Below are 20052 nucleotides of genomic sequence, written 5' to 3'. Positions count from 1 at the left end.
CAAAAACGAACATGGAGAGATGCTATGAAGAGCATGGCCGGACTGGACATATATGCCTATTGGGACGAATTGCGCGGCAGGAAAGCCGCGCCGCGGCGCGAAGACATTGATCCCGCAAAACTGAAACATCATCTCGGCGACCTCTTCATCCTGACGGATAACGGAGAGGAAACGCCGTTCTTCCGCCTTGCCGGCACACGCATCTGCGCCCTGTTCGGCCGGGAGCTGCGGGGGCACCGCTTTTCAGAACTCTGGCCGGCGGCAAACGCCGATTTCCCCTGTCGCGTCGCCCGTGGCATTCTGCAACACCAATTGCCTGTCGTCTTCGATGTCGAGGCGGAAGACGATTATGGCGCGGCACAGCTGCCATTCGAAATGCTGCTGCTGCCACTGCGCACGGATGCCGGAGCCGCCCCGCGCCTGCTTGGCGCGCTGCTCCCGGAACGTCCGCGGCACGATTTCGCCGCGCCCGTCAATTGCCTTTCAATGAAAAGCAGCCGCCTGCTGCGCATGGACATTGCGCCAACGGCCTGTTTTGCAGATATGGAAGCCATCGTCGCGTCAGGCACGGGAAGCCGCTGAGGGGCCGTCAGCCATAGCAGGCACCCGCGAGGAAGGGCGAGCGGCCGCCTCAATCACGCACCAGATACGTCAGGAGTGTAACGATATTGTCGATCGGAAGAATTGTAGAGATCAAACAATACAGTCTGTTAACCCGCGCAAGGTAGAGACTTCTCATCATCGTCCTTTATAATTGCGCTGTCCATGTTTGCATCCCGCTCGGTCAACACTGCCCAAATCCTGCGTCCGGTCGAAGAGGTTCACCTCGACGATGCCGTCAGTGTGTCCTTTACCGGCCGCCTCATGTTGCCCGACCATCAGGAATATGACTGCACCGCAACGGAGATGACCGCCGAAAGAGCGCAGTTCAGCTGTTCGGGTATCGCCCGCAATGGTGACCGCGTCATCGCCTATCTCCAGCATATCGGCCGGATCGAGGGCACGGTGACATCGCTCACCGCATCCGGTTTCGTCATCGCCATCAACGCGCCGGAGCGCAAGCGCGAAAAGCTCGCCGCCCAGCTGGCCTGGATCGCCAAGCGGCAGCTGCTCGGCCTGCCGGAAGACCGCCGCCACGATCGCCTGACCCCGCGCAATGCCAAGGCGCATCTGGTTCTGGAAGACGGCGTGCTCGTCTCCTGCCGGCTGATCGACCTTTCCCTCTCGGGTGCGGCCATCGAAATCGAAAGCCGGCCACCGCTCGGCAGCCGGGTCCAGCTCGGCAAGAACATGAGCGGCAAGATCGTGCGCCATTTCATGGAAGGCGTCGCGGTGGAATTCGACCGCGTCCAGTCGCCCGACGCGCTGATCGAATTTCTCTGAACCGTTGCCACCCGACCTGCCCGGCAATTAACAGCCACAAAACCATGGTACCGGGATTGCGCCACAGTCCCGACGAACCCTTTTCCGTTTCACGATACTGAATTTGCGATGGCTGTTCGCCCGGCATTGACGGGCGCCTGCCACATCTTTTCTTTTTCGTCATTCAGCCATTGGCCTGAATCCGGCCGGCCAAGCCCTCGAGCCGAAAGAAGTCTCGCCGTCGTATCGAGCCGCATCGACGCATTTCCGGTGCCGGGTAGTAGCGGCGAGATGAAAACGCTTCAGCGCAAAATCCCGGCCCGGCCCTCTCCTGCCATCCTTCCAGGTGCCCGGCAGCTGGAGACACCAAATTGTTCGATTTTCGGCCCGGCAATGGCCGCAGATCGAGACGAAAAGCGCACGCCACATTATTTTTTCCAGAAAAAATGCAGTTTTTTTGAAGTTTTTTTCGCCGCTTTTTCGCGCTGTGCCGGCTTGAAACACCCATCCCAAAACGGGAAATCCGCGCCCCTGCCTGACACCGCCTGATGACATCACGCGGCCGTGAAAATCCCGCCGCACCGAAAACCGCTTTTAATACAGCGGCATAAATGGCTACCGGAATCCTAAGGCCACGATCCGTAAAATTGTAATAAAATTTGCTTCGAATACGCGTAAAAATTCACTCAAATACAATTCAAAACAACGGCTAATTTTCTGAAATTTAAGCTCAAATTGCCTCTCGCAAATTTCCGGCAGGTCAAAATATAGCTGCGAATGTCTCCTCAACACGGGGAGACAAGCAATGAACAACAACCGTATCGTTTTCGTCCTGATCGCATTCATCGTCAGCGCCTTCGCCCAGCAGGCCAGCGCTTCGCCGGCCGCCGTGATGCGCGTCATCGGCAAGGCCAATCCGCCGATCGGTCATTATGAATTCTGCCAGACCTACCAGAGCGAATGCCAGCCGACCTCGGTCGACACCGGCCCGATGAAGCTGACCGAAGAGCGCTGGAAGACGATGCTCGACGTCAACTACACCGCCAACACCACGATCACGCCGATGACCGACATGGAAATCTACGGCGTCGAGGAACGCTGGGCCTATCCCACCACGGTCGGCGACTGCGAAGACTTCGTGCTTCTGAAGCGCAAGATGCTGATGAACAAGGGCTTCTCCGCTTCCAACCTGCTGATCACAGTCGTTCTGCAGCCGAATGGCGAAGGCCATGCCGTTCTGACCGTTCGCACCGATCGCGGCGATTTCGTTCTCGACAACATGCGCAACAAGGTCATGAACTGGTCGGAAACCGAATATACCTACCTGAAGCGTCAGGACACCGCCAACCCCGGTCGTTGGGTGAAAATTCAGGACGGCCGCGCAACGAATGCGGTTGGCGGCATCCGCTAAAACCACCCGTCCTCAAAAGCATAACGTCTCCCCAAATGAAAAGCCGGCTCCGCAGGGAAGCCGGCTTTTTCATTTCAGCAAGGCGCCACCGAGGATCAGAGCAGGCCAAGCTCGGCCAGTTCGCGCCTCAGATCGGAAGGCATGTCTTCACTGCCGGCACCGCCGCCGCCGAGATCACGCGGCGCTTCGTCGTCCTTCAGGTAACGCCAGCCCTGAAACGGCCGCTTGGGTGCGGGTGAGGTCTCGATGACCTCGGGGCCGAGAATGAGGTCGCAACGGGTAATCCCGTCTTCCCCCTTGAAGGAACGCAGGTCGAGAAGCTTCTGCCGCGCCTGCACCTGTCCCTTGATGACCCAGTAGAGCGAACCGCCTTCCAGCAATTCCTCGACCCGTTTCGGAATCATCCGGGTGGTGTGCACGCTATGCGGCTCAAGCCCTGCGGCCATCGCTGTCAACGAGCGCTGCGCGACCCAGTCTCTCAAATCCTGGAGTGAATCCGCGCCGACGCAAAGTTTGATGAGATGTAGAGGCATGCCCCTATCAATGCCTTTTTGCGGCGGGCGTCAAGCATCTGGACGATGCCGGCCGCCCTGCCCGCTCAGCACTCCACAACGTTGACGGCCAGGCCGCCGGTGGAGGTTTCCTTGTATTTCTCGCTCATGTCGTTGCCCGTCTGGCGCATCGTCTCGATACAGGCGTCGAGCGGCACGAAATGCTGGCCGTCACCCTTCAGCGCCAGCGACGCCGCTGTCACCGCTTTCACGGCCCCCAGCGCATTGCGTTCGATGCAGGGCACCTGCACCAGCCCGGCAATCGGGTCACAGGTCATGCCGAGATGATGCTCAAGCGCGATTTCAGCGGCATTTTCGATCTGCTCGGGCGAGCCGCCCATGACCGCGGCAAGACCCGCCGCCGCCATGGCCGCCGCCGATCCGACCTCGCCCTGACAGCCCACTTCCGCGCCGGAAATGGAAGCATTGTGCTTGATGATGCCGCCAATCGCCGCCGCCGTCAGCAGGAAGTCACGCACGTCGTCAACCGTCGCATCCTCATGGAAGTGCCGGAAATATCGGACAGTGGCCGGAACGACGCCCGCCGCGCCATTGGTCGGCGCGGTGACCACCCGGCCGCCGGCGGCATTTTCCTCATTGACGGCCATGGCGTAAACGCTCAGCCAGTCATTCGCCATGACCGGGTTCAACCGGTTGCTGCGCCATTCCGCATTCAGCTTCTCATAGATCGAGCGGGCGCGGCGGCGCACCTTCAGGCCGCCGGGCATGATGCCGTCCACCTTCAGCCCGCGCTCGATGCAGCCATTCATGGCTTCCCAGATCTGGTCGAGGCGCTCGTTCAGCTCCTCGCGGGACACCACCGTCTCCTCATTCGCCCGTTTCATCTGCGCGATGGTGCGGCCGGAACGGCCGGCCATTTCCAGCATCTCCTTTGCCGAGGCGAAGGGATAGGGCACGCGCGGACCATTATCGATGGTCTTGCCGCGCTGCTTGATTGCCTCCAGTTCCGTATCGGTCACGACGAAGCCGCCACCGACGGAATAATAGATACGCTTGATCAGCAGCCTGCCCTGATTGTCGAAGGCACAGAAGGTCATGCCGTTGGCATGGCCGGGCAGCGGGTTCTTCTTGTCAAAGACCAGATCCTCGGCCGGCCGGAACGTGTAGGCCGGATGGCCGGGCGGCGCTACCGTGCCGGCCTTTTCCACCGTCTCGATGATCGCATCCATGGCATCGGGATCGACAAGGTCCGGCCGCTCGCCCGTCAGTCCGAGAATGACGGCACGCCCGGTGCCATGGCCGATGCCGGTAAAGGCGAGAGAGCCATGCAGGCTGACCTTCAGCTGTGAAACGGCCGCCCCCGCAGGACGGGGCCACTCATCGCTGAGGATCAGCGCCAGAAAGCGGTTGGCCGCCGTCATCGGCCCCATCGTATGGGAACTCGAAGGACCGATACCGATCTTGAAGACGTCGAAGACCGAAAGAAACATGCGCTTTGTCCTGGCTAATCAGATTCCGTCACCATCATATCCAAAGCCGCGGCGGATCGCCACCGGAGCATCGGACACAAATATAGCGGGACTTTCGGAAAAATCCGGCGCTTCGGCAAGAACGAAGAGCGTCACCGGCTTTTGCGGCTGCGACATGAAAGCCGCTCAAACGAAAACAGCACGGTCTCCAGAGGAGAACCGCGCCGTTTCAAAACCCGTCAATTCAGGAGAAGTGCTTATGGGCTGCCAAAAATGTACGTCAATGCGAGAAAAGCGGCAAAGCCTGCAAGTGCGCGCAACGTGACGCCCCAGCAGGATTTCTGAGCGGTTTCTTCCATGATTACTCCAGCTATTCACTCTCCGGGCGATCTTCAAGACCCGGCCCGTGGGAGAAGCATTTATTAAAATCCGGCAGCGAAGGCAAATGCAAAAAGCGGCTAAATGAAGGCTTTTTCGCCGGTCTGCCATTCGCCCCACGCATAGGTATATGAAAAAACAAGGCGTTAGCGTGAGGCTCAAAGAAACGCCGTTTTTGGCTTCGCCTCAATTTAGGCTAAAGTGTAACCGTTATTTAAAGGTTTGATACAAACGCCTGTTGAAAACTCTTGGCGGCGGCACGTCACGGTCGAATTTCTCCGGGTGAAACGCCGCGCCTTGAAAGGCTGCGACCGCTGCTTTATCGACGATGGCAACAGCAACGGCGCGAGTCTCTCCATGCAGCAGGCATCCTCTTTTCCGGACCGGGAAACGGTCGCGTCGAAACTCACCTCGCTGACAAGCGAGGACAAGGCCTGGATATTGCTGCTGATGGAAAACACGCTGCAGGATGAAAACCTGCTCGCCGGCCTCAATCTTTATCTCGACCAGCAGGCCAATGCCCGCTTCCTCAACAGCCTGAAGCTGGAAGCCGCCGGTGAATGGCTTGGCGGTAACGCCCCTGCCCGCCTGCAGATCCGCCTCGCGGAAACTGCCAGGGCCAGCCAGCACCCCGCCTGCCTTGCCTTCCGCAAGGGGCTGACGGCATCGGCCGGGCTGGAAAAAGCCTATCCCAAAGCGCCGATCTGATCTTTCCGGCTGGCGCATTTCCGGCGGAAGCGTGAAGCGGATTTGTGCCCGGAAATACGAGAAGACAAAGGGTTAGATCGATTTCGCGATTTGAGGAAAAGCAAGAGCGCTCTAATCCGGCACCCTGTCGACGACAGCGATGATGGGCCCCATGGGAAACAGCGCATCCCGCCGGTTCATCGCGGGAATATCGACGCTTGATATCGTGCCGTCGAGATAAAGCGCATTGGGCGCATCCAGCACATCCCTGAACAGGGTGGCGAAATCATAAAAGCGCACGGTATTTTCCGAAATGGCGAAATGCACCACGCCGTCGCGGGAAACACCGACGCCGTTGCGCCGCTTCAGACTGTCGCTATCGGGTAAAAATCGCGGATGCAGCTTGCCGTCGATCACCAGCATCGGGCCGGATTGCGTGGCGAAATCCGGCTTCGGATCTGCCGCCAAATAGGCTTGTGTCTCCAGCACCCCGGCGCTTGCGCCCTTCAGATAAAACACGCCATTCGGCAGAAGGTGAAAATTGCCCCAGCCGCCGCGGGTGCTGACCGGCGAACGTTCCACGCCATTTTCGACAAAAAGACCGACGGGCGAATAATCGGAGTGATACATGCCGCCATTCATGGCGAAGATGCTGAACATGTGCTGCCGCCACAGGGCGGAGGACAGGTCGGCGAAAGTCCGGTATCCCTGCCCGGAAAGCTGGTCGCGGTCATAAATCCGGATCGTGTTCCTTGCCGGATCGAAACTGCAGACGGTATAACGGCCACCCGCATGGTCCATGCTCCTGCAGAAATCCGCCTGCCCGCCGGCCTGAGCCGAAAATGGCAACAGCAATGGCAGCAGCAAGCTTGCCAGTCTCTTCAGCGATCCGTTCATGCCCACCCCGTGATTCTCGTCAGGCGAACATTCGCAAAAAAATTCGGTCAAAGAAAAGGCGCCACCCCTGTTTCAGGGTGACGCCGGACTTTTTAAGGGGAGATGTCGTCAGCGGCGGGCGGCGCGGTCCACACTGCGGCCGGCGTCCTGCGTCGCATCAACGGCATTCGCCGTATCCCGGCCCATGCCGCGAATGGTGTTGCCGCAGGAACTCAAGGTCACGACGGTCAACAGAGCCACGAAAACGGTCGAAAGAATGCGTGTGATCATTTGAAACTACTCCCCTATGACTTGCCGTCCAAAGGCAAGCGCCGATGTGATATGCGTCACAATAACGTGAGTCCCGAAAATCGGTTCCAGCGGCATTTCAAAAATTCCTGTCGATGAAAATTAACAGGGTTTTGAGCTTCGCGAGGGAAACTCCGTGGCTGGATCATGGTTTAGGAAAATCCCGTGGGTGATATGACTGACATCAACAATCGGCTTCTGGTGATGACGGCAGGCGGCACGAACCCCAATGTCATGATCAATGCACTGGCCGCCCGCTTTCCGGATATCCACGTCTTCATGGAGCAACCCGAAAGCAAATCCGCCATTCTCAGGCGCCGGGCGCGACGGCTCGGCTGGATTGTCGCCGCAGGCCAGATGGCGACGATGGTCGCATCCCGCCTCGGCAAACGCTTCACGGCTAGAAGAAGCCAGGAGATCATCGCCAGGCACGGCCTCTTCGCCGAACTTGACCCTGCCATTCCCGTCTCGCAATTTGCCTCGCTGAACGATGAAGACTGTCACAAGGCCGCCAATCTGCTGAAACCGGCGGCGATCTTCACCATTTCCTGCCGTCTTCTGAGCCCGGCGACGCTGCAGGCCCTGCAATGCCCGGTCATCAATTTCCACGCCGGCATCAATCCCGCCTATCGCGGCCAGATGGGCGGTTACTGGGCGCTGGTGGAAAAAGACCGGGGCAATTTCGGCGCGACCGTGCATCTGGTCGACAGGGGCGTGGATACCGGCGCCACGCTTTATGAAAAACGGCTGAAGCCATCGCCTGCCGATACCATCGCCACCTATCCGCTGCTTCTCACCGCCGCCTCGGTGGATATCGCCGTCAACGCCATCGAAGATGCGCTTTCCGGCAGCCTCGCGCCGCAGCCACCCTCACCGGGAAAATCGGTGCTGCGCTTTCCGCCGACGATCTGGACCTGGCTGTGGAACGGGCTGACGAAACGGATCTGGTGACCCCGCGCCGCACCCCGTTGCCAAGCTTCGTCGCAGATGCAGGGCTGTCTTGCCGCAACAGGCACAGACTTCGCCGCAAAATCGGTGCATGATAATAAAAAGGATCAAGCACAAATTGCCCGATATTTCCGCCTCTTCCATCATCCCCGCCTCCATTGAAGCCTCACCCGCGCAGGTGCTCGGCCCAGCCAGCCTGGCCGGTCTTTTTCCGCAGGCTGTACGCGTCTATCTGACCGACACCGGCGCAGCCTCGCAGGAAAGGCTGGTTGATGCGGCAAGACATCTGCGCGATCTCGGTTACGAACCTGTGCCGCATCTTGCGGCACGGCGCATCCCCTCGCGCGTGGAATTTGAGGAGCAGGTAAAGCGGCTGGCAGGTGAAGCCGGCGTATCGGATGTGCTGGTTGTCGGCGGCGGTGTCGACAGGCCGGCCGGTCCCTTCGCCTCCAGCATGGACATGCTCTCCACCGGTATCTTCGACCGTTATGGAATAAGCCGGATCGCAATTGCCGGCCACCCGGAAGGCAGTCCCGATTTCAGCGAGGAGACGGCCTTGACGGCGATGCGGTTGAAACGCGATTTTGCCGAAAGAAGCGATGCCACCATGCGCATCGTCACCCAGTTCGGTTTCGACCCCGCACGCTTCATTGCCTGGGCGGAAGGGCTTGCCGCATCAGGCATCGACCTGCCGGTGCATATCGGTGTTTCCGGCCCGGCCAAGATCACGACGCTGCTGAAATATGCCGCACTTTGCGGCGTCGGCAATTCCATCGCCTATCTCAGGAAGAATGCGCTGTCGCTCACGACTTTGGCCAAGGGGCATTCGCCGGAAAGCATCGTCGGGCCGATCGAACAGCACTGGCAGGCCAACCCGCAGGGGGCCATCCGGCAAATTCACGTCTTCCCCTTTGGCGGATTGCAGACATCGTCCGACTGGCTGGTCAAACGCGGAAGCTGGCAAACCGGAAACACGTCCCGTTCGACACCGCCGGATTCGCTGGCGGTTTGACGACACCACGCCCGTCTGCCCGGCCATGGCGCCGCCGCTCGGGCACCTGCCCTGTCACGCAGCCTTGGCGGCCTCTACGAAGGCATTGCGAATGCTTTCCGCAACCGCAAGCACCGGACGCGACGGCTTGTCGCCGGTGATCAGGCGGATATCGAAACAGCCAAGTTCCGGCAATCCTTCCTTGTCGCCCAGAATGACCATGTCGTTCTGCACATAGGACCGCGGCAGCGGCGCGATGGCGAGATCGGCGGCAATCGCCGCGCGCTGCGCCATCGTATGGCCGCTGAGATAGGCCACCCGGAAATTGCGCCCGCGCCTTTCCAGCGAATGGATCGCTTCCGAGCGCCAGATGCAACCCTCTTCCCAGATGGAGATCGGCAGCGGATCGCGCAGATAGGCGGTGCCGCATTTGGCCCCGGCCCAGACGAGGCGCTCGCGCATCAGCACCTCGCCGGTGTCCCTCAAGGGATGCGAGGCACAGTTGACGAGGGCAAGATCAAGCCGCTGCTCGTCCATGCGCTTGTAAAGATTGGAACTGGAATCGATGGTGACATCGATCATGATGCCCGGGAAAGCCTCGGCGAAACGCTTGAGAATGCCCGGCAACAGGCCACGCTCCCCAATATCCTCCGGCGCGCCGAGACGCACCACGCCGGAAAGCTCGGGCATGACGAAACGCGACACGGCTTCGTTGGACAGCGCGATCATACGGCGCGCATAGGTCAGAAGCGTCTCCCCATGCGCCGTCAATGTCACCGAGCGGGCATCTCGCAGGAACAGCGTCGTCTTCAGCTGCTCTTCGAGCTTCTTGATCTGCATGGAAACGGCTGACGGCGTTCTGAACACCACTTCAGCGGCGGTGGAAAAATTTCCCGTTTCCGCAATGGCGACGAAGGTTCTCAATATGTCGTTATCCAGCAACGGCAGCGGTTGGCGGAAAGTCACGGTCATGGCACGTACCTTCAAATATTTTGATTTATAGATGGATATCATTTCGTTTGATTGAATGTCAACAAGCGCGCACCATCACGGACATCGAATGAACAGGACCGGAAGACATATCGCCGAAGTGCGACGCGGCCCCACACGGGAAGCAGGACACATCCGGCAAGGCCACCTGGAAATCATTCGTATGATTGATGAATGACATAAAATTCATTCTCTTGTTTGATGGAATATGCAGGCGCATATCGACATCGCAAACCGATCGTGGTTCAGGAAAGGATCAAGACATGACCATGATACATTATCTTCCGGCGGCGAACCGTTCCACGCACCGCCCCTCGTCCGGCGGCTGGCTGCATCGGTTGTCCAGCCATGTTTCCGCCGCTTACGCATCATGGCGTCGCGCAAGGATGCTTCGCGCACTGGAGGCATTGCCGCCTGAAACACTGAAGGATATCGGATGGCCGACGACAGACAACAATCGCATAAGCGTCATCCGCAAATGACGACCAGCCCATGGCTCGCAGCCGTTTCGACACCTGCGAGCCATCTCCGGCCAATCCCAGAACACCCCGGCAACGGCGCAAAACGGCCTGCCTGTTTTACATGCGACACAACGCCTTTTTAAAAGGCTTGTCGTAAATTTTGCATATTTCAAAAGCGATTTTTTGACAGCCCCGATTCCAAGGCGTATTTTTCGTTAAAGATGTCGTAAACAGGACATCCAGAAGACCAATTCCAAGAGAGGAATTGCGTATTCGCAACGGAGCACGGGCAAATGAGCAAGAACTCCCAGAAGAAACGCTCAATCGTCTTTTTTCTCATTCCGCAATTTACCATGCTGCCCTTCGCCGCAGCGGTTGAAACGCTTCGCATCGCCAACCGAATGTTGGGCTATCAGGCCTATGAATGGCGCATCGCTTCGCTCGATGGCCAGAAGGTCATGTCGTCCAGTGGTATCTGTCTCGAGGCCGATACCTGTCTTGCCGACGAGCGGCGTTATGTCAGCGGCGAAAATCGCCCGGAGATGGCGATCATCTGTTCCGGCATCGATGTGGATCAGCACATCAACAAGTCCGTCAACGCCTGGCTGCGCGAAGCCTATAATCGCGGCATCGCCATCGGCAGCCTCTGTACCGCCGCCCATATCCTCGCGCAGGCCGGCCTTTTGAACGGCAAGCGTTGCGCGATCCACTGGGAGAACCTGCCGGGTTTTTCCGAGGCCTTCCCGCAGGTGGAAGTCTATGCCGATCTCTTCGAAGTCGACAGCAACATCTACACCTGCGCCGGCGGCACGGCGTCGCTGGACATGATGCTGAGCCTGATCGGGCAGGATTTCGGCGAGAACCTCGTCAACCGTGTCTGTGAACAGCAATTGACCGACCGGGTGCGCAGCCCCAACGACCGCCAGCGCCTGCCACTGCGCGCCCGCCTCGGCGTGCAGAACAGCAAGGTCCTGTCGATCATCGAATTGATGGAAGGCAATCTCGCCGAGCCGCTGTCGCTGCTCGATATCGCCGATGCCGCCGATCTGTCGCGCCGACAGGTGGAACGTCTCTTCCGTCAGGAAATGGGCCGCTCGCCTGCCCGTTATTATCTCGAAATCCGTCTCGACCGCGCCCGTCACCTGCTGGTGCAATCGGCCATGCCGGTGGTCGAAGTCGCCGTCGCCTGCGGTTTCGTCTCCGCCTCACATTTCTCCAAATGTTATCGCGAAATCTACAATCGCACGCCGCAGCAGGAACGCGCCGAACGCAAGCTCTTGATCAGTGCGTCGCGAATGGCGATGGCGAGCCAGGGTGGCAAAGCCGCGCATTGAAGACGCGGCCTTAAAAAGCCTCGGGCACGATGGCAGGCAGATCGAAGACAAAGCACCTCCGTCATGCCGGACTTGATCCGGCATCCAGTCACGGCGCGTCTACGCCGTGGGACGAGTCTTTAGCGATCAAGGACTTGATCGCGCTGGACCCCGGATCAAGTCCGGGGTGACGGAGTACGGATGATGGAACTGTGCCAAAAACCACAAGTTCAGCGAGCTGCTAGCTGCCCGCAGAAACTCGACCCAAATCCCTACCCCAACACCATCAGAGGGAACTCAGCCAAACGGCCGCACCGCATGGGCGAGATCCTCCGCCGTCATGCCGATCCCTGCCCTCTGTCCCGCCTCCCCATGCAGCCAGACACCGGCGGCCGCCGCTTCGAAAGCGGGCGTTCCCTGCGCCAGCAGCGCCCCGATGATACCGGCAAGCACATCGCCGGAACCCGCCGTGGCAAGGCTTGCCGGGGCATTGGTGTTGACCAGCGCCCGGCCATCCGGCGCGGCAATCACCGTATCCGCACCCTTGTAGACCAGCACCGCACCACTGCGCGCCGAAGCAGCCTGTGCCTTTTCGATCTTGCTCAGCGCCGACCCGGTGGCGAGGTCAGGGAACAACCGCGCAAACTCGCCCTCATGCGGCGTCAGCACGAATTTACCCGTGCCGGATGTGATCCGTTCAAACAGGGCTTCCGGGCGATCCCTGAACGCCGTGATCGCATCGGCATCCAGCACGACGGACTTATCACCAATCAGAGACACAAATTGCCGCGCTTTTTCGAGGTCACCGAAACCCGGACCTATGACAAAACTGCCGTGGCGCCCGTCGTCCAACCAGTCCTGCAGATCATCGCCATTATCCATGGGCGTGTTCATCACCGCCGTCAGCGTCACTGAAAGCACATCGAGCGCTGCCTTCGGGGCGGCAATGGTAACGATGCCCGCCCCCGCCTTCAGCGCCGAAAGCGCCGTCATGCGGCTTGCGCCCGTCGCATGGGCCGGCCCGGAAAACACGGTGAGGTGACCACGACGGAATTTATGCGTTTCCATATCGGCGCGGGGCAAGGCCTCCCGCCAGACAAGCGGGTCGTTTTCCGCCACAGATCCCGCGTGCGCGACAAGGATGCGGGAGGGAATGCCGATATCGAAGACCTCAAGCGCCCCGCACAGCTCGCGCCCCGGCATCAACAGATGGCCGGGTTTGCGCGCCATGAAGGTCACGGTCCGCTCCGCCCTGAACGATGCTCCGAGAGGCACGCCCCGCCGGCCGCAGAGGCCGGAAGGCAGGTCGACGGCAAGCACAGGCACGCCCGCCCCTGTTACCGCCGCAATCACCCCGGCAAGCTCTCCGGGAATATCACGCGACAAGCCGGCCCCGAAAACCGCATCGATCACCACGTCGCCGGCAACGGGCACATAATCGCCAAACGGCAGCGGCGCGACCCCGCTCCGCTCGAACGCCGTCCGCGCATCGCCCTTGAGCGCGGCGGCATCGCCGAGATGATGAACCGCAACCGCAGCCCCGCTTTCCAAAAGCACCCGTGCGGCCACGTAGCCGTCGCCGCCATTATTGCCGCCGCCGCACAGCACGACGAAGCGCAGCGCCTGCGGATAATGACGCAGGGCAGCCGCCGCGACCGCCCGGCCCGCCCGCTCCATCAGATCATAAAGAGGAATGCCGGATTGCCCCGCCGCAGCATCGATGCGGGCCATCACAACGGGATCGATCAGGAAGAGCTGCAAAGGGGATATCATGGCGCGATCATCCCTTCAAAACGCCGAAAAGGCAATCGATACAAAAATAAGCAGATAGCCGTGAATGAATTATAGTCAAATGCATAAAATATAATCATCAGACCAATATATCAGCGCCGGAACTCAAAATATTCAGAATTGCTAAAATAATACAAATCAACAGAAATGCTCATGGATTTTTCGGATTTTCGCGAGAAATCCCCCGGAAAACCGCAAAAAGCGAATGCATTTTGTGCCGGAAAGCCGGGGGAGCGAAGTTTTTTCTTCAAGCCCGCTTCCGATCTGGCACAATACGTGCATTCTTGTGGCAGAGCGGGAAGAACCTGCTTTAACGGGAGAAGCGGAGAGATATTTTCTCATGAAAAAGATCGAAGCGATCATTAAGCCTTTCAAGCTCGATGAAGTGAAGGAAGCCCTTCAGGAAGTCGGACTTCAGGGAATCACGGTCACGGAAGCAAAAGGCTTTGGTCGTCAGAAGGGCCACACGGAACTCTACCGCGGTGCAGAGTACGTCGTGGACTTTTTGCCGAAAGTGAAAGTCGAAGTCGTATTGGCGGACGAGAATGCGGAAGCCGTCATCGAGGCGATCCGCAATGCGGCGCAGACCGGACGTATCGGCGACGGAAAGATTTTCGTTTCCAACGTCGAGGAAGTCATCCGCATCCGTACCGGTGAAACAGGCGTGGACGCCATATAATCAAGAACGTCCCGAGCCGGGGAGGCTTGGGTTTTCACCTCGTCATCATCACACTCAAGGAAAACGTTTAAATGACGACCGCAAACGATATCTTGAAGCAGATCAAGGATAACGACATCAAGTTCGTGGACCTGCGCTTTACCGACCCCAAGGGCAAGCTGCAGCACGTCACCATGGATATTGTCTGTGTGGACGAAGACATGTTCGCCGATGGCGTCATGTTCGACGGCTCCTCGATCGCCGGCTGGAAGGCCATCAACGAGTCCGACATGGTGCTGATGCCCGATCCGGCCACCGCCCATATCGACCCGTTCTTCGCCCAGTCCACCCTGGTCGTCCTTTGCGACATTCTCGACCCGGTTTCGGGCGAAGCCTATAACCGCGACCCGCGCGGCACCGCCAAGAAGGCCGAAGCCTATCTCAAGGCATCCGGTATCGGCGACACCGTTTTCGTCGGCCCCGAGCCTGAATTCTTCGTCTTCGACGACGTGAAGTACAAGGCAGACCCCTACAATACCGGCTTCAAGCTCGACAGTTCCGAACTGCCGTCCAACGACGACACGGATTACGAGACCGGCAACCTCGGCCACCGTCCGCGCGTCAAGGGCGGTTATTTCCCGGTTCCGCCGATCGACAGCCTGCAGGACATGCGTTCCGAAATGCTGACGGTTCTGGCCGAGATGGGCGTCGTCGTTGAAAAGCACCACCACGAAGTGGCTGCCGCACAGCACGAGCTGGGCGTGAAATTCGACACGCTGGTCTCCAGCGCCGACAAGATGCAGATCTACAAGTATGTCGTGCACCAGGTCGCCAATGCCTATGGCAAGACGGCAACCTTCATGCCGAAGCCGATCTTCGGCGACAACGGCTCGGGCATGCACGTGCACCAGTCGATCTGGAAGGGCGGCAAGCCGACGTTTGCGGGCGACGAATATGCCGGCCTTTCGGAAAACTGCCTGTATTACATCGGCGGCATCATCAAGCACGCCAAGGCCATCAACGCCTTCACCAACCCCACCACCAACTCCTACAAGCGTCTGGTGCCGGGTTATGAAGCGCCGGTTCTGCTTGCCTACTCCGCGCGCAACCGCTCCGCATCCTGCCGTATTCCCTTCGGCTCCAACCCGAAGGCAAAGCGCGTCGAAGTCCGCTTCCCGGATCCGACCCAGAACCCCTATCTCGGTTTTGCGGCCATGCTGATGGCCGGCCTTGACGGCATCAAGAACAAGATCCACCCCGGCAAGCCGATGGACAAGGACCTTTACGACCTTCCCGCCAAGGAACTGAAGAAGATCCCGACCGTCTGCGGCTCGCTGCGCGAAGCGCTGGAAAGCCTCGACAAGGACCGCAAGTTCCTGACGGCCGGCGGCGTGTTCGACGACGACCAGATCGACTCGTTCATCGAGCTGAAGATGCAGGAAGTCATGCGTTTCGAAATGACCCCGCATCCGGTCGAATTCGACATGTACTACTCGGCCTGATCGGCCCTTGGAGCGCTCCCCTCGGGGCGCTCCATCATTCCGGCGGTTTTCCATGGAAAGCCGCCGTTTTCTTTTGAAGCCAAGCCTTAAATGCGAAGAATGTCGAACAAGCCAGCCTCTCAGCAAACGCGCCTCACGGACTGGCTCATCTTTCTGGCGGTGCCGTTCTTTTTCTCCAGCAACGTCATTTTCGGCCGTGGCGTCGTCGGCGAAGTCTCGCCTTTCATCGCCGCCTTCATCCGCTGGACCGGATCGACCCTCATCATCGCCCCCTTCATGATCGCCGACTGGCGGAACTGCCTTGCCTTCCTGCGCGACAAAACGCTGCTCTGGCTCGTTCTCGGCATTCTCGGCATGGGCATCTGCGGCGGTGTGGTCTATTGGGGTCTCACCATGACGACCGCCGCCAACGGCACGCTGATCTACACCACCTCGTCACTGTTCATCATCCTGTTCCAGCGCATTTTTCAGGGCCGTCGCATCAGAAAGCTCGAAGTGGTTGGCATGGTCATCGCCTTTGCGGGTGTGGCGGCCATCGTGCTCAAGGGCGATTTGTCCGCTCTGTGGCACATGAATTTCAACATCGGCGATTTCGCCATACTGACGGCGGCCATCGCCTTTGCCGTCTATTCGCTGCTGCTGCGCGATCCGGCGGCGCGACAGATGGCATCCTTCAGCCTTTTCGGCCTGATCGCGCTCTCGGGCGCGCTGGTGCTTCTGCCACCGGCGGCTCTCGAACTGGCGCAGGGCGGCATGCTGCCCGCCACGCCGATGGCATGGGCAAAGATCGGCGGCATCATCCTCTTCGCCTCACTTCTGGCCTTTTATTGCTTCACCCACACGGTGCGCGCCTTCGGCCCCGCCACGGCCGGTATCACGCTTTACATGATGCCGCCGGTCTCTATCCTCATGGCCACGCTGTTCCTCGGTGAAACCTTCGAGACCTACCATGCCATCGGCATCGTCCTCGTAACCGGCGGTGTGGTCATTGCAACAGCACCGATCGGCCGAAAGGCCTGAATTCGAACGCGTGCACGGAACGTGCAAAATTGGCCGGATACCCCTAGCCCTTGATATTTCGCATTCCGCCCCCAACTATTAGTGGGAAAGGAAGTTCATGCCATGAAACAAAGAAACGCAAAATTCACGCTTGGCGAGATCGTCCGCCACAAGGTGTTTCCGTTCCGCGGTGTGGTGATCGACGTGGATCCGGAATATGCCAATACCGAGGAGTGGTGGAACGCCATCCCTGCGGAAATCAGGCCGGATCGCGACCAGCCCTTCTACCATCTTCTGGCCGAAAACGAGGAGACGGAATATGTCGCCTATGTTTCGGAACAGAACCTGGTTCACGACGAAAACGAGACGCCGCTGAGAAACCCCAATATCGGCCGTATCTTCGACAAGGCGCCGAACGGCGAATGGCGTCCGAAAATGTCGACGGCGCATTAACGCCTGTCCGAAATACCCACCCCTCCCAGGGCATAAAAAAACCGGTCTGTCGCCAGACCGGTTTTGTCATTCTTGATGTTCCCGAAGCGATCAGGGCTTCGGCGCGCCCTTGGCGGCGTCCTGCGCGGCTTCGAGCTTCTTGCGAGCCTCTTCGGCCTTTTTCTGCATGCCTTCCTGCAGGCTGCGCTGGCTTTCGGCAAGCTGCGACTGCGAGATGGCCGGGCCGTCAAAAGCGCCGGTGAAGCCGGTGAGTGCGATCTTGATGGGGTTCGGCGCGCGGCGGAAGTTGATGGAGGTGAAGACCACCTCGTTGCCCTTCTTCAGCGAAGCGATCATGGCGTCCGTCAGCGGAACTTCGGCCGTGCACTTGTCGGGAAGGCAAACGGCGTAGTCGAGCTTCTGGCCCTTGCCGCCGTCGATCTGCATCACAACGCCCGGAGGGATGAGACGCGCGGTCGGGACGGAGACCTGCAGCAGCTTGCGGTTGACCTTGCCTTCAACGGTGATGAGGCCGACAGCGGTGATCATCTGGCCGTTCTGGGCAAGAACCACGTTCTGCACGACGCAGACATCGTTGTCTTCCTGCTTGGAGCAGGTCTTGAACCAGCCGAGCGGCGGCGCGCCGGCGCCCTGAGCGGCGGGAGCAGCATCCTGCGCCTGCGAGATGGCCGGAGCGGAAACCGCGCCCAGAGAGAGGACCAGAGCGGACAGAGCCGTCCGGGTGAATGTGTTTGCCTTTTGCATCATAAGAGTTCCGTCTCCTGAATGTCTGCCAGAACCGGACCGCAAGGTCCCGTTCGCCGATGGCGGTATCCTTCTGCCCGTTCAACTGTCGTTTAAATGAGGCAAATGCGTGACCCGTCTCTTCCGGTCCCCCTGTTACATGCCGATCGCGGCGATATCCAGCACTTCTTTAACTTTTTCTTGAGCTGACCCAAGATTTCCCGCCCTCGCATGGGTCATGCAATGTCCGTGTGCTACATATCTGCCAGAATCATGACGATAAACCGGTCAGGTCCACATATCGGACGGACCGTTGAGACAGGATAGTGACATGCGCAACCTTGCGGCCCTCATCCCCGCATTGTTCCTTCTGGGATCATCCCTGCTTCCCGCCGGGACCGCCATGGCGCAGCCGCTTCACGGCATTTCCATGCACGGCACGCCGGCGCTGCCGGCAGACTTCCGGCATTTCCCCTATGTCAATCCGGACGTGAAAAAAGGCGGCCGCATCTCCTATGGCGTCGTCGGCACCTTCGACAGCCTCAATCCCTTCGTTCTCAAGGGAATGCGCACCACCGCGCGCGGCGTCTGGGACCCGGAATTCGGCAACCTGCTCTACGAACCGCTGATGCAGCGCTCCACCGACGAACCCTTCAGTCTCTACGGTCTGCTCGCCGAAACCGCCGAGTGGGACGAGGAACGCAGCTTCATCCAGTTCAACATCAATCCGAAGGCGAAATGGTCGGACGGCCAGCCGGTGACGCCCGACGACGTGATCTTCACTTTCAACCTCCTGAAGGAGAAAGGCCGCCCGCCTTTCAACAGCCGTCTGGACGGCGTGGCGAAGCTGGAAAAAATCGGCGATCACGGCGTCCGCTTCACCTTCAATGACAAGGCAAACCGCGAAACGCCGCTTATTCTTGCCTCCGCCACGCCGATTTTGCCGAAACATGCGATCGATCCGGAAAAATTCGAGCAGGCGGGCCTCGGCGCGGTTGTCGGATCGGGTCCATACCGAATCAAGACCCTGCGGCCGGGCGAGCGAATCATCTGGGAGCGGAACCCGGACTATTGGGGCAAGGACATTCCCGGCAAGGTCGGATTCGACAATTACGACGAGATCAGCGTCACCTATTTCCTTCAGGTCACCACCATGTTCGAGGCCTTCAAGAAGGGCGATATCGACATTTACCCCGAAGGCGACGCCATCAACGGCACCTCAGACACTTCCCATTGGGGACAGGCCTATAATTTCCCAGCCGTCCATCGCGGCGATATCGTCAAGGACGTCTTCCAGCCACGCCTGCCGTCCGGCATGTTCGGCCTGGTGTTCAACACCCGCCGCGCCGTCTTCGCCGATGAAAAGGTGCGCGAGGGCCTGTCCTATGCGCTCGATTTCGAGTGGATGAACCGCAATATCCTCGGTGGCGCCTTCAAGCGCACGCAGAGCTACTGGCAGAATTCGCCGCTTGGCGCCTTCGGCAATGCGGCCGATTCCCGCGAGCTTGCGCTGCTCGGCGATGCGGCAAAAACCATGCCGCCGGAACTTCTGGCAGGAACCTATGCCATGCCGACCACCGACGGCAGCGGCGCGGACCGCAAGGTTCTGAAAATGGCCGTCGACAAGCTGAAAGAAGCTGGCTACAGCATCAAGAACGGCAGGATGTCCGATGTAAACGGCCGTCAGCTTGCCTTCGAAATCATGACGCAGAACCCGGCGCAGGAGCGCATCGCGCTTGCCTATCAGCGCTCCCTCAACCTCATCGGCGTCGCCATGGGCATCCGTTCTGTCGATGACGGGCAATATCAGGCCCGCTCGAACAGCTTCGATTACGACATGATCATCCGCTCCCTGCCCTCCTCGCTTTCGCCGGGAATGGAGCAGCTCAACCGCTGGAGTTCGCTCTCACGCGATGCGCAGGGCAGCTTCAACTATGCGGGCGCCGCCAATCCCGATATAGACCGCATGATCGAGGCGTTGCTGCAGGCGCGCTCGACGGAGGATTTTCAGGCGGCCGTGCGCGGCTATGATCGCCTGCTGGTAGCCGGGCACTATGTCATTCCGCTCTATTACATCGGCGCACAATGGATCGCGCGCTGGAAATATATCGACCGCCCGGATATCACCCCGATATCAGGCAATCAGAAACAGACTTGGTGGGATGCGCGGGCGCAATAACCGCACCGCACCCATCCCCGGCAGAGAAAAGGGAAGATAA

The 20052-nt window shown here is 59.4% G+C and carries 22 protein-coding genes; 14 read left to right on the top strand and 8 right to left on the bottom strand.

The features are described from left to right. Nucleotides 1–24 precede the first annotated feature (24 nt). From JZX88_RS04750 to JZX88_RS04735, 4 genes are all read left to right on the top strand, one after another. Nucleotides 25–582, top strand: coding sequence for a PAS domain-containing protein (locus JZX88_RS04750; protein ID WP_206912741.1), 558 nt, complete (start codon nt 25–27; stop codon nt 580–582). Nucleotides 583–765: 183 nt separating this feature from the next. After that, nucleotides 766–1383 carry a PilZ domain-containing protein gene (locus tag JZX88_RS04745; protein WP_065115880.1) on the top strand — a complete coding sequence of 206 codons (618 nt, stop codon included), beginning with the start codon at nt 766–768 and terminating at the stop codon, nt 1381–1383. A gap of 108 nt (nt 1384–1491) precedes the next feature. Continuing rightward, nucleotides 1492–1911 (top strand): hypothetical protein, encoded by a 420-nt coding sequence (locus JZX88_RS04740; RefSeq protein ID WP_206912740.1) that lies wholly within the window; start codon nt 1492–1494, stop codon nt 1909–1911. Nucleotides 1912–2167: 256 nt separating this feature from the next. Beyond that, on the top strand, nt 2168–2773 hold the full coding sequence (locus tag JZX88_RS04735) for a transglutaminase-like cysteine peptidase (RefSeq protein WP_065115881.1): 606 nt from the start codon (nt 2168–2170) through the stop codon (nt 2771–2773). A gap of 95 nt (nt 2774–2868) precedes the next feature. On the opposite strand, the gene JZX88_RS04730 is transcribed toward JZX88_RS04735, so the two are convergent. Further along, a complete protein-coding gene (locus JZX88_RS04730) occupies nt 2869–3306 on the bottom strand; it encodes a DUF1489 family protein (protein WP_065115882.1) in 438 nt (145 codons plus the stop codon). Between the two features lie 65 nt (nt 3307–3371). After that, nucleotides 3372–4775: an L-serine ammonia-lyase gene (locus JZX88_RS04725; RefSeq protein WP_065115883.1), complete on the bottom strand. Its 1404-nt coding sequence runs from the start codon at nt 4773–4775 to the stop codon at nt 3372–3374. A gap of 714 nt (nt 4776–5489) precedes the next feature. Here JZX88_RS04725 and JZX88_RS04720 point away from each other — a divergent pair. Then, entirely contained in the window at nt 5490–5840 is a 351-nt protein-coding gene (locus JZX88_RS04720) for a hypothetical protein (RefSeq protein WP_206912739.1), read from the top strand. A gap of 111 nt (nt 5841–5951) precedes the next feature. Here JZX88_RS04720 and JZX88_RS04715 read toward each other — a convergent pair whose 3' ends face one another. Both JZX88_RS04715 and JZX88_RS04710 read right to left on the bottom strand, forming a co-directional pair. Next, nucleotides 5952–6716: a phosphodiester glycosidase family protein gene (locus tag JZX88_RS04715; RefSeq protein ID WP_110757219.1), complete on the bottom strand. Its 765-nt coding sequence runs from the start codon at nt 6714–6716 to the stop codon at nt 5952–5954. Nucleotides 6717–6824: 108 nt separating this feature from the next. After that, entirely contained in the window at nt 6825–6986 is a 162-nt protein-coding gene (locus JZX88_RS04710; RefSeq protein ID WP_004442283.1) for an entericidin A/B family lipoprotein, read from the bottom strand. A 192-nt stretch (nt 6987–7178) separates the two neighbouring features. On the opposite strand from JZX88_RS04710, the gene JZX88_RS04705 reads away from it, so the two are divergent. Together JZX88_RS04705 and JZX88_RS04700 are read left to right on the top strand one after the other, a co-directional pair. Continuing rightward, entirely contained in the window at nt 7179–7955 is a 777-nt protein-coding gene (locus tag JZX88_RS04705; protein ID WP_142859367.1) for a formyl transferase, read from the top strand. Nucleotides 7956–8043: 88 nt separating this feature from the next. After that, the gene (locus JZX88_RS04700; RefSeq protein ID WP_206912738.1) at nt 8044–8964 is read left to right on the top strand and encodes a methylenetetrahydrofolate reductase; all 921 of its coding nucleotides are present in this window, start codon (nt 8044–8046) and stop codon (nt 8962–8964) included. 54 nt (nt 8965–9018) lie between these two features. On the opposite strand, the gene JZX88_RS04695 is transcribed toward JZX88_RS04700, so the two are convergent. After that, complete coding sequence (locus JZX88_RS04695; RefSeq protein WP_174029578.1) at nt 9019–9957, bottom strand: LysR family transcriptional regulator; 939 nt, start codon at nt 9955–9957, stop codon at nt 9019–9021. Nucleotides 9958–10196: 239 nt separating this feature from the next. Here JZX88_RS04695 and JZX88_RS04690 point away from each other — a divergent pair, with 239 nt between their 5' ends. Continuing rightward, nucleotides 10197–10415 carry a DUF1127 domain-containing protein gene (locus JZX88_RS04690; RefSeq protein ID WP_065115887.1) on the top strand — a complete coding sequence of 73 codons (219 nt, stop codon included), beginning with the start codon at nt 10197–10199 and terminating at the stop codon, nt 10413–10415. Nucleotides 10416–10687: 272 nt separating this feature from the next. Then, nucleotides 10688–11728, top strand: coding sequence for a GlxA family transcriptional regulator (locus tag JZX88_RS26420; protein ID WP_065115888.1), 1041 nt, complete (start codon nt 10688–10690; stop codon nt 11726–11728). Between the two features lie 276 nt (nt 11729–12004). Here JZX88_RS26420 and JZX88_RS04680 read toward each other — a convergent pair whose 3' ends face one another. After that, nucleotides 12005–13480, bottom strand: coding sequence for an NAD(P)H-hydrate dehydratase (locus JZX88_RS04680; RefSeq protein ID WP_206912737.1), 1476 nt, complete (start codon nt 13478–13480; stop codon nt 12005–12007). Nucleotides 13481–13590: 110 nt separating this feature from the next. Then, the gene (locus JZX88_RS04675) at nt 13591–13749 is read right to left on the bottom strand and encodes a hypothetical protein (RefSeq protein ID WP_206912736.1); all 159 of its coding nucleotides are present in this window, start codon (nt 13747–13749) and stop codon (nt 13591–13593) included. 89 nt (nt 13750–13838) lie between these two features. Between JZX88_RS04675 and JZX88_RS04670 the strand changes: the two genes are divergently transcribed. The 4 genes from JZX88_RS04670 (at nt 13839) to hspQ (ending at nt 17110) form a co-directional block, all read left to right on the top strand. Further along, a complete protein-coding gene (locus JZX88_RS04670; protein WP_003515720.1) occupies nt 13839–14177 on the top strand; it encodes a P-II family nitrogen regulator in 339 nt (112 codons plus the stop codon). Between the two features lie 71 nt (nt 14178–14248). Next, nucleotides 14249–15658 carry a type I glutamate--ammonia ligase gene (gene glnA / locus JZX88_RS04665; RefSeq protein ID WP_065115890.1) on the top strand — a complete coding sequence of 470 codons (1410 nt, stop codon included), beginning with the start codon at nt 14249–14251 and terminating at the stop codon, nt 15656–15658. Between the two features lie 99 nt (nt 15659–15757). Continuing rightward, on the top strand, nt 15758–16678 hold the full coding sequence (locus JZX88_RS04660; protein ID WP_110757011.1) for a DMT family transporter: 921 nt from the start codon (nt 15758–15760) through the stop codon (nt 16676–16678). A 102-nt stretch (nt 16679–16780) separates the two neighbouring features. Continuing rightward, nucleotides 16781–17110 carry a heat shock protein HspQ gene (gene hspQ / locus JZX88_RS04655; protein ID WP_003523419.1) on the top strand — a complete coding sequence of 110 codons (330 nt, stop codon included), beginning with the start codon at nt 16781–16783 and terminating at the stop codon, nt 17108–17110. A gap of 90 nt (nt 17111–17200) precedes the next feature. On the opposite strand, the gene JZX88_RS04650 is transcribed toward hspQ, so the two are convergent. Further along, nucleotides 17201–17857: an invasion associated locus B family protein gene (locus JZX88_RS04650; RefSeq protein ID WP_065115892.1), complete on the bottom strand. Its 657-nt coding sequence runs from the start codon at nt 17855–17857 to the stop codon at nt 17201–17203. Nucleotides 17858–18164: 307 nt separating this feature from the next. On the opposite strand from JZX88_RS04650, the gene JZX88_RS04645 reads away from it, so the two are divergent. Next, nucleotides 18165–20012: an extracellular solute-binding protein gene (locus tag JZX88_RS04645; RefSeq protein ID WP_206912735.1), complete on the top strand. Its 1848-nt coding sequence runs from the start codon at nt 18165–18167 to the stop codon at nt 20010–20012. Nucleotides 20013–20052: the final 40 nt, after the last annotated feature.

Origin of the sequence: Agrobacterium sp. OT33, assembly GCF_017313365.1 — a bacterium.
GTDB classification, from domain to species: domain Bacteria; phylum Pseudomonadota; class Alphaproteobacteria; order Rhizobiales; family Rhizobiaceae; genus Agrobacterium; species Agrobacterium rhizogenes_A.
This window is presented reverse-complemented; position numbering and strand designations above follow the sequence as displayed.

Coding starts and splice junctions, on each gene's coding strand:
- JZX88_RS04710 (WP_004442283.1), bottom strand. CDS start 6,986: ATGATCACACGCATTCTTTCGACCGTTTTCGTGGCTCTGTTGACCGTC.
- JZX88_RS04735 (WP_065115881.1), top strand. CDS start 2,168: ATGAACAACAACCGTATCGTTTTCGTCCTGATCGCATTCATCGTCAGC.
- JZX88_RS04700 (WP_206912738.1), top strand. CDS start 8,044: ATGATAATAAAAAGGATCAAGCACAAATTGCCCGATATTTCCGCCTCT.
- JZX88_RS04660 (WP_110757011.1), top strand. CDS start 15,758: ATGTCGAACAAGCCAGCCTCTCAGCAAACGCGCCTCACGGACTGGCTC.
- JZX88_RS04690 (WP_065115887.1), top strand. CDS start 10,197: ATGACCATGATACATTATCTTCCGGCGGCGAACCGTTCCACGCACCGC.
- JZX88_RS04705 (WP_142859367.1), top strand. CDS start 7,179: ATGACTGACATCAACAATCGGCTTCTGGTGATGACGGCAGGCGGCACG.
- JZX88_RS04715 (WP_110757219.1), bottom strand. CDS start 6,716: ATGAACGGATCGCTGAAGAGACTGGCAAGCTTGCTGCTGCCATTGCTG.
- JZX88_RS04645 (WP_206912735.1), top strand. CDS start 18,165: ATGCGCAACCTTGCGGCCCTCATCCCCGCATTGTTCCTTCTGGGATCA.
- JZX88_RS26420 (WP_065115888.1), top strand. CDS start 10,688: ATGAGCAAGAACTCCCAGAAGAAACGCTCAATCGTCTTTTTTCTCATT.
- JZX88_RS04680 (WP_206912737.1), bottom strand. CDS start 13,480: ATGATATCCCCTTTGCAGCTCTTCCTGATCGATCCCGTTGTGATGGCC.
- JZX88_RS04650 (WP_065115892.1), bottom strand. CDS start 17,857: ATGATGCAAAAGGCAAACACATTCACCCGGACGGCTCTGTCCGCTCTG.
- JZX88_RS04670 (WP_003515720.1), top strand. CDS start 13,839: ATGAAAAAGATCGAAGCGATCATTAAGCCTTTCAAGCTCGATGAAGTG.
- JZX88_RS04730 (WP_065115882.1), bottom strand. CDS start 3,306: ATGCCTCTACATCTCATCAAACTTTGCGTCGGCGCGGATTCACTCCAG.
- JZX88_RS04695 (WP_174029578.1), bottom strand. CDS start 9,957: ATGATATCCATCTATAAATCAAAATATTTGAAGGTACGTGCCATGACC.
- JZX88_RS04725 (WP_065115883.1), bottom strand. CDS start 4,775: ATGTTTCTTTCGGTCTTCGACGTCTTCAAGATCGGTATCGGTCCTTCG.
- glnA (WP_065115890.1), top strand. CDS start 14,249: ATGACGACCGCAAACGATATCTTGAAGCAGATCAAGGATAACGACATC.
- JZX88_RS04740 (WP_206912740.1), top strand. CDS start 1,492: ATGGCTGTTCGCCCGGCATTGACGGGCGCCTGCCACATCTTTTCTTTT.
- JZX88_RS04745 (WP_065115880.1), top strand. CDS start 766: ATGTTTGCATCCCGCTCGGTCAACACTGCCCAAATCCTGCGTCCGGTC.
- JZX88_RS04720 (WP_206912739.1), top strand. CDS start 5,490: ATGCAGCAGGCATCCTCTTTTCCGGACCGGGAAACGGTCGCGTCGAAA.
- hspQ (WP_003523419.1), top strand. CDS start 16,781: ATGAAACAAAGAAACGCAAAATTCACGCTTGGCGAGATCGTCCGCCAC.
- JZX88_RS04750 (WP_206912741.1), top strand. CDS start 25: ATGAAGAGCATGGCCGGACTGGACATATATGCCTATTGGGACGAATTG.